Annotated in this window: 13 protein-coding genes and 1 pseudogene; 7 read left to right on the top strand and 7 right to left on the bottom strand. The window is 67.7% G+C overall.

Annotation, left to right across the window (positions count from 1 at the left end; genetic code table 11):
* Positions 1 to 63 precede the first annotated feature (63 nt).
* The 6 genes from ACFFU4_RS02345 to ACFFU4_RS02370 are packed head-to-tail and all read left to right on the top strand — an operon-like array spanning position 64 to position 4,839.
* Positions 64 to 798: a succinate dehydrogenase/fumarate reductase iron-sulfur subunit gene (locus ACFFU4_RS02345; protein WP_377066658.1), complete on the top strand. Its 735-nt coding sequence runs from the start codon at positions 64 to 66 to the stop codon at positions 796 to 798.
* A complete protein-coding gene (locus ACFFU4_RS02350) occupies positions 791 to 1,123 on the top strand; it encodes a succinate dehydrogenase (RefSeq protein ID WP_377066660.1) in 333 nt (110 codons plus the stop codon). Before ACFFU4_RS02345 ends, ACFFU4_RS02350 begins: the two co-directional genes overlap by 8 nt.
* Positions 1,120 to 1,461 carry a succinate dehydrogenase, cytochrome b556 subunit gene (sdhC, locus tag ACFFU4_RS02355; RefSeq protein ID WP_377066662.1) on the top strand — a complete coding sequence of 114 codons (342 nt, stop codon included), beginning with the start codon at positions 1,120 to 1,122 and terminating at the stop codon, positions 1,459 to 1,461. Before ACFFU4_RS02350 ends, sdhC begins: the two co-directional genes overlap by 4 nt.
* Positions 1,461 to 3,215, top strand: a complete 1,755-nt coding sequence (locus tag ACFFU4_RS02360) for an L-aspartate oxidase (RefSeq protein ID WP_377066664.1) — start codon at positions 1,461 to 1,463, stop codon at positions 3,213 to 3,215. The genes sdhC and ACFFU4_RS02360 overlap by 1 nt, the downstream gene beginning before the upstream one ends.
* Positions 3,212 to 4,171 (top strand): fumarate hydratase, encoded by a 960-nt coding sequence (locus tag ACFFU4_RS02365; RefSeq protein ID WP_377066666.1) that lies wholly within the window; start codon positions 3,212 to 3,214, stop codon positions 4,169 to 4,171. Before ACFFU4_RS02360 ends, ACFFU4_RS02365 begins: the two co-directional genes overlap by 4 nt.
* Complete coding sequence (locus tag ACFFU4_RS02370) at positions 4,168 to 4,839, top strand: fumarate hydratase C-terminal domain-containing protein (protein WP_377066668.1); 672 nt, start codon at positions 4,168 to 4,170, stop codon at positions 4,837 to 4,839. Before ACFFU4_RS02365 ends, ACFFU4_RS02370 begins: the two co-directional genes overlap by 4 nt.
* Before the next feature lie 30 nt (positions 4,840 to 4,869).
* Here ACFFU4_RS02370 and dapA read toward each other — a convergent pair whose 3' ends face one another.
* Positions 4,870 to 5,745 (bottom strand): 4-hydroxy-tetrahydrodipicolinate synthase, encoded by an 876-nt coding sequence (gene dapA / locus ACFFU4_RS02375; RefSeq protein WP_377066670.1) that lies wholly within the window; start codon positions 5,743 to 5,745, stop codon positions 4,870 to 4,872.
* Positions 5,746 to 5,861: 116 nt separating this feature from the next.
* Between dapA and ACFFU4_RS02380 the strand changes: the two genes are divergently transcribed.
* Positions 5,862 to 7,808: a lytic transglycosylase domain-containing protein gene (locus ACFFU4_RS02380; protein ID WP_377066672.1), complete on the top strand. Its 1,947-nt coding sequence runs from the start codon at positions 5,862 to 5,864 to the stop codon at positions 7,806 to 7,808.
* A gap of 6 nt (positions 7,809 to 7,814) precedes the next feature.
* Here ACFFU4_RS02380 and ACFFU4_RS02385 read toward each other — a convergent pair whose 3' ends face one another.
* The 6 genes and pseudogenes from ACFFU4_RS02385 to ACFFU4_RS02410 form a co-directional block, all read right to left on the bottom strand.
* Positions 7,815 to 8,930 (bottom strand): transporter family protein, encoded by a 1,116-nt coding sequence (locus ACFFU4_RS02385; RefSeq protein WP_377066674.1) that lies wholly within the window; start codon positions 8,928 to 8,930, stop codon positions 7,815 to 7,817.
* Between the two features lie 290 nt (positions 8,931 to 9,220).
* Positions 9,221 to 9,625, bottom strand: a complete 405-nt coding sequence (locus tag ACFFU4_RS02390) for a hypothetical protein (protein WP_377066676.1) — start codon at positions 9,623 to 9,625, stop codon at positions 9,221 to 9,223.
* A 111-nt stretch (positions 9,626 to 9,736) separates the two neighbouring features.
* Positions 9,737 to 10,597, bottom strand: coding sequence for a substrate-binding domain-containing protein (locus tag ACFFU4_RS02395; RefSeq protein WP_377066678.1), 861 nt, complete (start codon positions 10,595 to 10,597; stop codon positions 9,737 to 9,739).
* A gap of 75 nt (positions 10,598 to 10,672) precedes the next feature.
* A pseudogene (locus ACFFU4_RS02400) lies at positions 10,673 to 10,976 on the bottom strand (MBL fold metallo-hydrolase); the annotation flags it as partial.
* A gap of 41 nt (positions 10,977 to 11,017) precedes the next feature.
* Positions 11,018 to 11,443, bottom strand: a complete 426-nt coding sequence (locus ACFFU4_RS02405) for a DUF6691 family protein (protein WP_377066680.1) — start codon at positions 11,441 to 11,443, stop codon at positions 11,018 to 11,020.
* Positions 11,444 to 11,446: 3 nt separating this feature from the next.
* Entirely contained in the window at positions 11,447 to 11,887 is a 441-nt protein-coding gene (locus tag ACFFU4_RS02410; protein ID WP_377066682.1) for a YeeE/YedE family protein, read from the bottom strand.
* Between the last annotated feature and the right edge of the window lie 105 nt (positions 11,888 to 11,992).

Consider the following 11,992-nt stretch of genomic DNA (forward strand, 5'->3'; position numbering starts at 1 on the left):
TCGGTTAGTTACGCTGATAATTATATTCAAGGTCACAGCCCATCCAACAGTTCCGGGGGATATGTGACCACCTCATCCGACACCTTGCGCGTCACCGTGCAGCGCGGCACCGCAGCGGCGCTGCGCCGGGAAACGTTCGACGTGCCCGCCTACGAAAACCAGACCGTGCTGGACGTGGTGACATGGATTCAGCAGATGGCCGACTCGACGCTCAGCTATCGCTTTGCCTGTCGCGTCGGGATGTGCGGCTCTTGCGCGATGATGGTCAACGGCGTGCCGCGCTGGACCTGCCGGACGCATGTCAAGAAGGTTGCCGCTGACGGTGAGCTTGACATCGCGCCGCTGCGCAACCTGCCGATAATAAAGGATCTTGCCGCCGACATGGACCCGTTTTTCGACAAATGGGTCGCGGCGGAGGCGCGCTTGCATCCCTCTGCCGGGCGCGGCGACGAGTTCGACCCTGTCACCTCGCAGGAGCCCGCCCGCGCCGAGGCCGATCTCGGGATCGAGTGCATCAATTGCGGCATCTGCTATGCGGCCTGCGATACGGTGGCGGGCAATCCCGACTACCTTGGCCCCGCCGCGCTGCAACGCGCCTGGACCCTGCTCAACGACAGCCGAGACGCGGACCGCGACGGCATCCTTGCGGCGGTGTCGGGCAAGGGCGGCTGCCATAACTGTCATTCCATGGGCAGTTGCGCGCAGTATTGTCCCAATGATCTCAACCCGATGCGCGCAATTGCGGGGCTGAAGCGCGAGACGGTCCGGGCCGCGTGGGGGCGCAAGCGCGATGCTTGATCTGCGGCTCTACATGGCGCAACGGCTGAGCGCGCTGGTGATGGTGCCCCTGGTTCTGGGGCATATCGCGGTGATGATTTACGCCATTCAGGGCGGGCTCAGCACCGCCGAAATCCTCGGCCGCACGCAGGGCAGCCTGCTCTGGTTCCTGTTCTACGGCAGCTTTGTGATCGCCGTTTCGGTCCATGCCGCCATCGGTCTGCGCGTCATCGCGCATGAATGGGGCGGGCTGCGGGGGCGGGTGCTGGACTGGCTGATGTGGGGCATCGGTGCGTGTCTGTTTTACGTCGGTATTCTGGCGGTATTCGCGGTGTGTCTGCCATGAAGACACCGCCCCGCTCTCACCCCCTCTGGCTAGCCTTTTTGCTGCACCGTCTGTCGGGGCTGGCGCTAGCGCTGTTCCTGCCGGTCCACCTTTGGCTCCTGTCGCAGGCGGTCACGTCACCCGCCACCCTCGACGGCTTCCTCGCCTTCGCCGAACACCCGCTGGTGAAACTCGCCGAGTTCGGCCTCGTCTTCTTGCTCGCCGTGCACATGGGTGGTGGCCTGCGCCTTTTGGCGCTGGAATTTCTGCCGTGGTCCGACCGGCACAAGACCTATGCCGCCGCCGCCATCGGCGCGGCGCTGTTCCTGTCCGGCACATTTTTCCTGAGGGCGATCTGATGGTGCACATCGACCGGCATGACACTGATATCCTGATCATCGGCACCGGCGGCGCGGGGCTGTTTGCAGCACTCCACGCGCAGCAATCGGCGCCCGAGGGCACGCGCATCACCATCGCCGTCAAGGGCCTGATCGGCAAATGCGGCTGCACGCGGATGGTGCAGGGCGGCTATAACGTGGCCTTGGGCGGCGGTGACACGGTCGAACGGCATTTCATGGATACGATCATGGGCGGCAAATGGCTGCCCAATCAGGACATGGCGTGGAAGCTGTGCGAACAGGCGGTGGTGCGCATCCACGAGTTGGAAAACGAGATCGGCTGCTATTTCGACCGCAACCCCGATGGCACGCTGCATCAAAAGGCATTCGCCGGGCAGACCGCCGACCGCACGGTGCACAAGGGCGACCTGACCGGCATCGAGATCATCAGCCGGTTGATGGAGCAGGTTCTGGCGCGCCCGGTGGAGAAGTTGCAGGAGCATCGCGCCATCGGCCTGATCCCCACGCGGGATGGCAGCGCGCTGGCGGGGGTGCTGTTCATCGACATGCGTACCGGGGGCTTTCGCCTTGTCCGGGCCAAGACGGTGCTGATGGCCACCGGCGGCGGCCCGACCATGTACAAATACAACACCCCCTCGGGCGACAAGACGATGGATGGCCTTGCCATGGCGCTGCGCGCGGGGCTGGACCTCCGCGATATGGAAATGGTGCAGTTTCACCCTACCGGCCTCTTGGCGGGGGATCATACGCGGATGACCGGCACCGTGCTGGAGGAGGGCTTGCGCGGTGCGGGTGGGCGATTGCTCAACGGCGCGGAAAACCGCTTCATGTTCGAGTACGATCCCAAGGGCGAGCGCGCGACGCGCGACGTGGTCAGCCGCGCGATCTATGCCGAGATGCGCAAGAACAATACGACGGATAATGGCGGCGTGTTCATCTCCATGTCGCATCTCGGCCCCGACCATGTGCGCGCCAAGTTCCCCGGCATGGTCAAGCGCTGCGCCGATAGCGGGTTCGATCTGGCGGGGGGCCTCGTCGAGGTGGTGCCGACCGCGCATTACTTCATGGGCGGGGTGGTGGTGGATGCCGATACCCGCACCGCGATGGAGGGGCTTTACGTCGCCGGAGAGGATGCGGGCGGCGCGCACGGCTCAAATCGCCTCGGCGGCAACGGCGTGGCCAATTCCACCGTCTATGGCGGGGTGGCAGGCGACGTGATGGGGGCGGATATCCGCAGCATAGGCGCGCTGCGCGATCCCTGCCCGGAGGCGTTGCAGGCGGAAGTGGACCGCGCCTTGCACCCGCTCAGCCGCAAGCCGGGCCTCGTGCAGCCGATGCGCCACGCCCTGCAAGAGGCGATGTGGGAGGATGTCGGTGTGATGCGCAATGCTCCCGGCATGGAACGCGGGCTGAACCGTGTTGGCGAGATTTCCAAGGAGCTGATGGAGGTCGGCGTCGCGGGTGACGATCTCGCCTTCAACCTGACCTGGCATGACTGGCTGAATCTGCGCTCGCTTTGTGATATATCTCAGGCGATCACGCTGGCGGCCCTTGCCCGCGAAAACTCGCGCGGGGCGCATTACCGCGAGGATTTCCCCGAGACGGGCGATCTCGATGCGTCCTATTTCACCGTGGTCACGCAAAGCGGAGAGGCACTGGACGTGCGCCGTGACCCGGTTCAATTCATCAAGGTGCGCCCGGGCGAGACGATCCTGCCCGACGGCGCGCCGGAGACACTGGTGGCAGCACAATGATACCCATCGACGTGATAGAACGCACCGCCGGGACGCTGATGGACAAGGCGGCGATCGAGATCCCCGACGACTACCTCACCGGGCTGCAACACGCCGCCGAGACCGAGGACGGCGATCTGTCGTCCTTCGTCCTGCAAGCGATGCTGGAGAATTACAAGGCCGCCAAGGAGGACCGCCGCGCCATGTGCGGCGATACCGGCTGTCCGCGCTGGTACGTCAAGATGGGCAACGAGACGCAGATCGAGGGCGGGCCGGTGGCGCTTGAGGCCGCCCTCCGCCGGGCCACGGCGCAGGCCACCGACGGCGTGCCGCTGCGCCCCAACCGGGTGCATCCGCTCTGGCGCACAGACCACAATAACAACGTCGGCATCGGCGCGCCCGAGATCGAATACGGCTACGAGCCGGGAGGCGCGTGGATCGACCTCATCACCGTGCACAAGGGCGGGCTCTTTGGCACCGATTACCGGATGCTGTTCCCCTCCGACGGGATCGAGGGGATCAAGCGGTTCTATCTCGACAGTCTTGTCGCGTTCGGCAAGCGGGGGCTGGCCTGTCAGCCGGCGATCATCGGGATCGGGCTTGGCGGCTCCAAGGATACCTGCATGGTGCTGGGCAAGCGCGCCGCCTGCCTGCGCGTGGTGGGCAGCGAGAACCCGGACCCCAAGATCGCGGCGCTGGAGCAGGAGTTCAAGGATCTGGGCAATTCCATCGGCATGGGCGCGATGGGGTTTGTCGGCAAGAACATGGTCGTCGATTGCAACATCGAGGTCGGCTATTGCCACACCGGCGGCATGCAGATGTCGGTGCATGCCTTTTGCCTGTCGTCGCGGCGGGCGGTGGCGCGGGTCTACGCGGACGGCCGGGTGGAGTATCGCACCGACCCCGACTGGTTCACCCCCTATCAGCGGCGCGAGACGGTGGAGTGGCCGGGCAGCGCGCAGGAGGCGGCGGAATGACCAAACCCCGTGAAATCCGCCTCAGCACCACGCCGACGCCCGAGGCGCTGGCCGAGTTGCGCCTCGGCGATATCGTCTATCTCGACGGGCTGCTCTACACCGCGCGCGAGGGGGTTTATAAGCGCGCGCTGGAGGAACAGGCGAATATCCCGATGGAATTGCCAGGTGAAAGCGCGGCGAATTTCCATTGCTCGCCTGCGGCGGCGATCCGGTCTGACGGCAGCTTTGACATGGGGGCAGTGACGGCGACGGCGTCGTTCCGCTTTGCCAAGTGGCTGCCGGAATGGATGGAAAAGAGTGGTGCCAAGCTGATCATCGGCAAGGGCGGCATGTCGTCGAAGGACTACAAGGAGTATTTCGTGCCCAACGGTGCGATTTACCTGTCGACCGTGGGGTACGGCACCGGCGCCCTGCTCGGGCGCGGGATCGAGAAGGTCGAGGCGGTGCATTGGCGCGACGAGCTGGGGCTGGCGCAGGCGATGTGGGTGATCCGCTGCAGACGGATGGGGCCGTTCATCGTGGCGTCTGATCTGGACGGCAATTGCCTGTTCGAGCGCGAGAACGCCAAGATCGTGCAAAACCTTGACCGCGTCTATGAAGGCACCCGCCCGGCGACGCTCAAGCGCTATGGCGAGACCGATGACCGCTCGGACGAGGTGATCGGCTAGGGGCGCACAGAGGCCCTGCCGCCACGGCCCTCAGTTGATCAGCCCCGCGTGGCGCAACCCGTCCTCGACCAGCGCCTTGGTGGGATCGCTCAGCCCCACAAGCGGCAGGCGCACCTCCTCGCTGCACAGGTCCAGTCGCGACATCGCGTATTTGACGCCCACCAGCCCCGGCTCGGTAAAGATCGCGCGGTGCAGCGGCATCAGCCGGTCCTGCAACTCCAGCGCCCGGGCGTAATCGCCCGCCAGCGTCGCCTCCTGCACCTGTGCCACGAGCCGCGGTGCGACATTGGCGGTCACCGAAATGACCCCGACGCCGCCCTGAGCGTTGAACCCGTGCGCAGTGCCGTCCTCGCCGGAAATCTGGACGAACTCCTTGCCGCAGGCGATGCGCTGCGCGCTCACGCGGGCCAGATCGCCGGTGGCGTCCTTGACCCCGATGATCCGCGGCAGCCGCGCCAGTTGCCCCATCGTCTCGGGCGCCATGTCCACGACCGAACGGCCCGGAATGTTGTAGATGATGATCGGCAAATCGCAGCAATCGTGTAGCGCGGTGAAATGCGCGATCATCCCCGCCTGCGTGGGCTTGTTGTAATAGGGTGTCACCACGAGGGCGGCATCGGCACCCACCGCAGCGGCGTGGCGCATGAAGCGAATCGCCTCGAGCGTGTTGTTGGAGCCCGCCCCCGCGATCACCGGGATGCGCCCGTCCACCGCGCGCACGACCTCGGCGATCACCCGCTCATGCTCCTGATGGGTCAGCGTCGGGCTCTCGCCGGTGGTTCCCACGGGCACGAGGCCATGACTGCCCTCGCCGATATGCCATTCAACCAGCTTGCCGAGCGTGTCCCAATCCACCTCGCCGTTCCTGAACGGCGTGACGAGGGCCGGGAAGGATCCTTTGAACATGACGCGCTCCTTGTGGTCTCGGGCGGCGACCGGTCCTCCACTCGTGAGTGGACCGCGCGACCGGCACCGTCTAGGCTGGGGACGTCTATCCTGATTCAGGGCGCAAAAGGCAAGGGATGTTGCGGGTTCTGGCGGTTGTTTTGATCTGTGCGATCCCCGCAAGCGCGGTGCAGGCGACCGATCCGGCGCGTATCGCGCCCCGCCCGCTGGCAAGCGCGCTCCACGCCATGCAGGCGGACCGCTGGGAGGTGGCCGCGCGGCTCGCGGCGCGCGACGGCCCGACCGCCGCCGACCTGATCGAATGGTACCGGCTGCGGGCGGGGCGGGGCACACCCGACGAGGTTCTCGGATTCCTCGAACGCAACGGCCACTGGCCCGGACTCGACCGGCTGCGCCGCGCCAGCGAGGCGGCGATCGCGGGCGCGGATTTCGACACCGCGCTCGCCTTCTATGAGGGCTACGTGCCGCGGACCGGCACCGGCGCGCTCAATGCCGCGCGGGCACGGCTGGCACGCGGGCGGCGGGGCGAGGCCGAGGCCGGGATCGTGATGGCGTGGCGCACGCTCTCGCTCAGCACTGCGGAGCACGCCGATTTCCTGCGCGAGTTCGGCGCGGTGCTCGCGCCCCACCACGACGCGCGGCTCGACATGGCGCTGTGGCGGGGCCTCGATGCGGACGCGGCCTTGATGCTTCCCCTCGTCAGCGACGCGGCCCGCGCCCGCGCCAGGATCCGGGCGCGCGTGGCCGGGGGCGACACGGACGGGCTGAGCGAGGCGCAAACCCGCGACCCCGGCATCGCCTTCGCGTTGTTCAACCACCATCTCGACCGTTCCGCCGGGGACGCCGTTGCCGTGCTCCTGCGCCAGAGCCGGATCAAGGGCGGGCTGGGCGAGGCGGAGCGCTGGGCCGGGTGGCGGCGCGCGCTGGCGCGGCAGGCCATGCGCGACGGCGAGGCGACCCTGGCCTACGAGATCGCGGCGCTGCATCAGCTTTCCGAAGGTGCCAACTACGCCGATCTCGAATGGCTCGCGGGGTATATCGCGCTCGTTCATCTGGACGAACCGGCCCTCTCCCGCGATCATTTCCAGCGCTTCCGCACCGCCGTCGGCACGCCCATTTCGCTGGGCCGCGCTGGCTATTGGCTGGGCCGTGCGCTTGACGCGGCGGGCGATGCGGAGACCGCAAGCGATGCCTATGCCGGGGGCGCGGATCACCCGACGAGCTTTTACGGCCTGCTGGCGGCGGAAAAGCTGGGGCGCGACGTCGCCGGCGCGCTCGCAGGCACCGCGACCGCCCCGCCCTGGCGGCAGGCGGCGTTCGCGGGCACCGACCTGCACCAGATCGTCACGCTGGCGCTCGATATGGGCGAGACAGGGCTGGCCCGGCGTTTCCTGCTGCATCTGTCGGAGACGCAGGACCGGCAGGGCCTTGCGCAGATGGGCGCGATGCTTGAGGAGATCGGCACGCCCTATCTGGAGGTCATGCTGGGCAAGGCGGCGGCGGAGCGTGGCATCGTCCTGCCCGCCACCTACTACCCGCTTCACCCCGTCACCGGGATGGACCTGCCCGTGCCGATGGAATGGGCACTCGCCATCGCCCGGCGCGAGAGCGAGTTCAACCCGGTGGTGATGAGCGGCGCGGGCGCGCGCGGGCTGATGCAGCTCATGCCCGCCACCGCGCGCGAAATGGCCCGCGACACCGGCCTCGACACGGATGCCCGCCGTCTGGTGACGGACTGGCAGCACAATGCGCGGCTCGGCGCAGCCTACCTCGCGGAATTGCGGGGGCGGTACGAGGGCAACCCGCTGCTGATGGCCGCCGCCTACAATGCCGGGCCGGGGCGGGTGTCGGAGTGGGTCGAGACCTATGGCGATCCGCGCGGCATGAGCCCCGAACGGGTGATCGACTGGATCGAGCACCTGCCCTTCCGCGAGACGCGCAACTATGCGATGCGCGTCGCCGAGAGCCTGCCGGTCTATCGCGCGCGGCTTGGCCGGCCGGCGCTGCCGCGGCCCTTCTCGCAGGAGATCGGGGGCCGCGACAGTGCACGGACAAGCGACTGAGCCGCCTCAGAAGGCGTATTGCCAACCCAGCGTGGCGATCCAGTCGGTCTCGAGCTGCGGGCCGTTGAGATCGCGGTAGAGCGGCACGCCCACCTCGGCGGCGAGACGGTGCCCGCGCAGCGCGCCGGTCTGCCCCATCAGGTTGACCCCGGCCCAGAGCATCACCGTCTCACCGCCGTAATTGTCGGGATCGGCGGTCTGCACCGGGGCCGAAATCCGCGAGTCGCGCCCGGTGATGTCGCCCGCCGTCTTCGCCTCGATCCGCCCCGACAGGCTCAGCGCCGGAACCGGCTGATAGCTGGCCCAGGCAGAGAGCTTCCCCTCGTTGCCAAGGCGCCAGCCGTTGTTCCTGCCGGTGCGGATCAAACCCGCGAGTTGCGCGCCCCAGGCGAGGTTGCCGTCGCGCCCGTTATAGGTGATGCCCGGCAGCAGGTCATAGGTGCCGGAGCCGATCTGCATGGCGTAGGGCAGGCGGACCTCGGGCCGCGTGTTCATCGGCGTGAGCACAGTGCCGCGCTCGGTGGTCGAGCCGGTGGGCAGGCTCACCCCGAAATTCAGGTGCCACTTGTGGTTGCCCCGCGCCGCGAGACCGATCAGAGCCGACAGCTTCACGTCGCCCCAGCCCTCGGTCGCGGTCTGAAACCCGCCCAAGACGGTCGCCCCCATCCCGCCCTGAAACGTGATGTGGTCCATCTTCTTGTCGATATACGGCAGCATCGCCATCAGCGTGATGCGATCCGACGGCGCGTACATCGCGCCGAACATGTGCATCTGCATCTGCATGTCGGTGGGCGCCACCCGCAGCGTGGGCGGCATCCCGCCGCCGCCATTGGGGATGGTCGTGACGATGGTGGCGGGGTCGATGCTGTCATCGCCGATGCGGTTGCCGCGCATGTCCATGTACATGTAGCGATAGGACAGCATCACCTCGCCTGTCTTGTGGCGGTGATCGCCCATCACGCCGATGGGCGCATGGCCGTCCGCGCGCAAGGGCGGCGGGCCGGCCACGGCGCCCGGCGGCGGGGCATCCGGGAGCACGTCATGCGCCATCGCAGGCGCGGTGAAAAGACAAAGCGAGAGCGCCGCGCAGGCCGCAGCCGCGCGCAGGGTCGGGTGTGTCATGGGTCTGGTCTCTTGAGTTAGCGGGTGGCGTCCGCCGCGCGCGACAAGGCGTCACCTGCGGGAATGGTCCTGAAAACGGATGTGTCCAATCGCCCCGAAGGGGCTGGCATGGGCCGTCGGGTCCGCTCATCCCGGCTTTCGATAATTGCCCCGCCTGCCCGCTGGAGAGGGCGGCGGGGCCGAAACCCGGATATGAAATGCGCCCGAAAGGACACCCCGCTGGAGAGGCAGCACGCCGAAGGAGAACGACGCGCCGCACGGGGCGCGGACCCGTCAGGCACCCATGCCGGTTATCCCCGGAGCGGCGGCGGGGCGCGGGCGTTGTAGGCGGCGGCGCGGGCCTGCGCCTCGGGGCAGGCGGCGCCGGTGAGCGGCGACAGCCGCGAGAAGGCAACGATCCGCGCCGCCGGGTCGGGGGCCGCGTCGGTCAGCGCGACCGGCGACTTGAAGAAGGGACAGGGCGTGCTCAGATGCGGCCCGTCCTCCTGCTGCGCATTGTCCGACGGCGCACCGGTTGCGTAGAGGCAGAGTTCGCCTCCCAGCGCCACCACCTCGGCGAGGCGCGCCTCCTGAGTGCGCTCGGCGGCGCGGGCGGCATCTGCCAGCTCGTGCTGGCATTCGACCGCGGCAGCCGTGGCGACGCGCACGCCAAGCAGCAGGACGAGGAGGGCCGGGGCGACCCGTCCCTTTGCCATGCCTGCGAGTCGTGCGCGAATGCCCATGATCGAAATCCATTTGCCCGACCCCCCGGGCCGACAGCGAAAACGCTACCCGCCGACCCGCCCCCGGTCAAGCCTGCCGGTTCCTCAGGGCGACAGCCAGCGCACGGTGCCCATGCCGCCGGTGTCGTAGCCGCCGAGAGCCGTGGCCTTGGCGGCGACCACCTCGGATCGCATGAAGCCCGCCAGTGCCTGTACCGGTTCGGTAAACCAGGCGCGCCGGTCGATGAGCAGGTCGAACCGCTCGCGCAACAGCGGGCGGAACACCAGCCGGAACTGCCGCGCCATCGCCTCGATCCCCAGCGTCGCCTCGGCCTCGCCCGCCGCGACCGCCGCCGCCGCGTCGCTCTCGGTATGGGCGGGTGTGCCGGGGGTCTCGAGATCCGCCGGGGTCAACCCTGCCTCCGTCATCAGCCGCTGAAACAACGCGGTGGTGCCCGCCCCCTCCTGCCGCAGGATCACGCGCCGCCCGCGCAGATCGGCGAAATCGCGCACCATGTCCGCGACCTGCGGCGCGAGGATCAGGCCCCGCACCCGCGTGGCCCAGCCGATCAGCACCGCATCGCGAAGCCCCCGCGCCTCCAGCGCCGGGATGTTCCAGTCCGCCTCGCCGGGGATGTGCAGCGCCGCTACCGCCGCCTCGCCCCGGCAAAACGCGTCAAGCCCGGCGGTGCTGCCGTTCCATAGCGTCGCCAGCGCCGATCCGCTCTCGCGCAAGGCCCAGTCGAGCAACGGGTCGTGCGAGCCGGTGACGACGCCGGGGCGCACGGGCGGTTGCAGCGCGCCTTCGCCCTCGATCCAGGCGGTGATCTCGGACTGCGGGAACAACAGCTTGCCGGTGACCTTGCGATGCGGGATCTCGCCCGCTGCCACCATGTCGTAGACCTTGCGCTCGCGCACGCGCAGCAGGTCGGCGACTTCCTTGGTGGTCAGGTAGCTGGGGTCCATCGGCTCTCGGGGATCGCGGAAGGTGTTTTCCCGGTCCTAGCCGATCCGGACCGGGAAATCAGCAGGAAACCGCGGTCAGAACCGGTTGACCGGCAGCTTGAGCATCGGGATACCGTCGCGGTCGGTGCGGAAGCGCACGAATTCCTCGCGGGTCTTGCGCCACCGACATGGATGTTGTTGGCCTTCTCCTCGGCCACCGTGGTCTTCCACGCAATGTCGCGGCCGTTCGGCCCGTAATCGTGGCACATGAAGAGGTGCATTTCGTCGGACACGGCCGGCACCTTTTGGGTGCTGTCATAGAGCGTGGCCGCATCGCCGCCCGGGAAGTCGGCGCGGGCCGAGGCGCCATCGGCATGAAGAGCGTATCGCCAACGAACGCCGTGACCTGCGGGCGCACGTCCATGTTCACCGGATAATCGCTCATGCCGTGGCCCTCCGTCCCGCCTGAACGAGGCGCGCCACCCACAGCCCGACGAGCAAGGCAGCGACAAAGCCCACGACCTCGACCTTGCCCGAGCCGAGCGCCGGTACGGCAGCACCGGGGCAGAACCCGGCAATGCCCCAGCCGATGCCGAACACCGCCGAGCCGCCGACCAGCCGCGCGTCGATATTGCGCGCCGTGGGCAGTTGGAACCTCTCTTCGATTGCGGGTTTATCACGCCGCAACACAACCCGGTAGCCGATGAAGGTGGTCACCAGCGCGCCGCCCATCACGAAGATCAGGCTCGGGTCCCAGGTTCCGGCGATGTCGAAAAAGTTGAGCACCTTGGCCGGGTTGATCATGCCCGAAATGGCGATCCCCACGCCAAAGATCAGACCGACGAGGAAGGCTGACATCAGACGCATGGCTCAGCCTCCCAACGCATGGCGGATCAGGTAAACCGTGACGCCGCAGGTGATCATGAAGGTCAGCGTCGCCACCATTGAGCGGGGCGAGAGCCGCGCGTTGCCGCAGACCCCGTGCCCCGAGGTGCAGCCCGAGCCGTAGGTCACGCCGATGCCCACGATGAACCCGCCAATCAGGATCATCGGCCAACTCACGGGCACATCGACGGCGGGCATTTGCCCGCTCAGCGCCAGCACCAGAAGCGGCCCCGCGATCATGCCTGCGACCATCGCCGCGCGCCAGCCCCTGTCGCCGGGCGCGGTGCCTGTCACGAGACCCGATAGAATGCCCGTAGCCCCCATCACCCGGCCTTGCAGGAACATCAGCAAGACCGCCGATGCCCCGATCAACACGCCCCCGGCCAGTGACATGAGCGGGGTGAATTCGGTTTCGAACCCTGTCATTTGTCGTCTTCCTTCATCCGTCATGGGAGCGCCTGTCGGCGCGCCGGTACGTATTCATGACTTAATATATGAAAGAGGTGTCGCTTTTTACAGGGCTAATCCCGC

The sequence above is a fragment of the Roseovarius ramblicola genome (assembly GCF_042430665.1).
In the GTDB taxonomy this organism is placed as follows: domain Bacteria; phylum Pseudomonadota; class Alphaproteobacteria; order Rhodobacterales; family Rhodobacteraceae; genus Roseovarius; species Roseovarius ramblicola.

Bases quoted from the DNA above. Each gene is read 5' to 3' on its own strand.
- ACFFU4_RS02370 (WP_377066668.1), top strand. From the start codon at position 4,168: ATGACCAAACCCCGTGAAATCCGCCTCAGCACCACGCCGACGCCCGAG.
- ACFFU4_RS02405 (WP_377066680.1), bottom strand. From the start codon at position 11,443: ATGCGTCTGATGTCAGCCTTCCTCGTCGGTCTGATCTTTGGCGTGGGG.
- ACFFU4_RS02365 (WP_377066666.1), top strand. From the start codon at position 3,212: ATGATACCCATCGACGTGATAGAACGCACCGCCGGGACGCTGATGGAC.
- ACFFU4_RS02390 (WP_377066676.1), bottom strand. From the start codon at position 9,625: ATGGCAAAGGGACGGGTCGCCCCGGCCCTCCTCGTCCTGCTGCTTGGC.
- ACFFU4_RS02350 (WP_377066660.1), top strand. From the start codon at position 791: ATGCTTGATCTGCGGCTCTACATGGCGCAACGGCTGAGCGCGCTGGTG.
- ACFFU4_RS02360 (WP_377066664.1), top strand. From the start codon at position 1,461: ATGGTGCACATCGACCGGCATGACACTGATATCCTGATCATCGGCACC.
- ACFFU4_RS02410 (WP_377066682.1), bottom strand. From the start codon at position 11,887: ATGACAGGGTTCGAAACCGAATTCACCCCGCTCATGTCACTGGCCGGG.
- ACFFU4_RS02385 (WP_377066674.1), bottom strand. From the start codon at position 8,930: ATGACACACCCGACCCTGCGCGCGGCTGCGGCCTGCGCGGCGCTCTCG.
- sdhC (WP_377066662.1), top strand. From the start codon at position 1,120: ATGAAGACACCGCCCCGCTCTCACCCCCTCTGGCTAGCCTTTTTGCTG.
- dapA (WP_377066670.1), bottom strand. From the start codon at position 5,745: ATGTTCAAAGGATCCTTCCCGGCCCTCGTCACGCCGTTCAGGAACGGC.
- ACFFU4_RS02395 (WP_377066678.1), bottom strand. From the start codon at position 10,597: ATGGACCCCAGCTACCTGACCACCAAGGAAGTCGCCGACCTGCTGCGC.
- ACFFU4_RS02380 (WP_377066672.1), top strand. From the start codon at position 5,862: ATGTTGCGGGTTCTGGCGGTTGTTTTGATCTGTGCGATCCCCGCAAGC.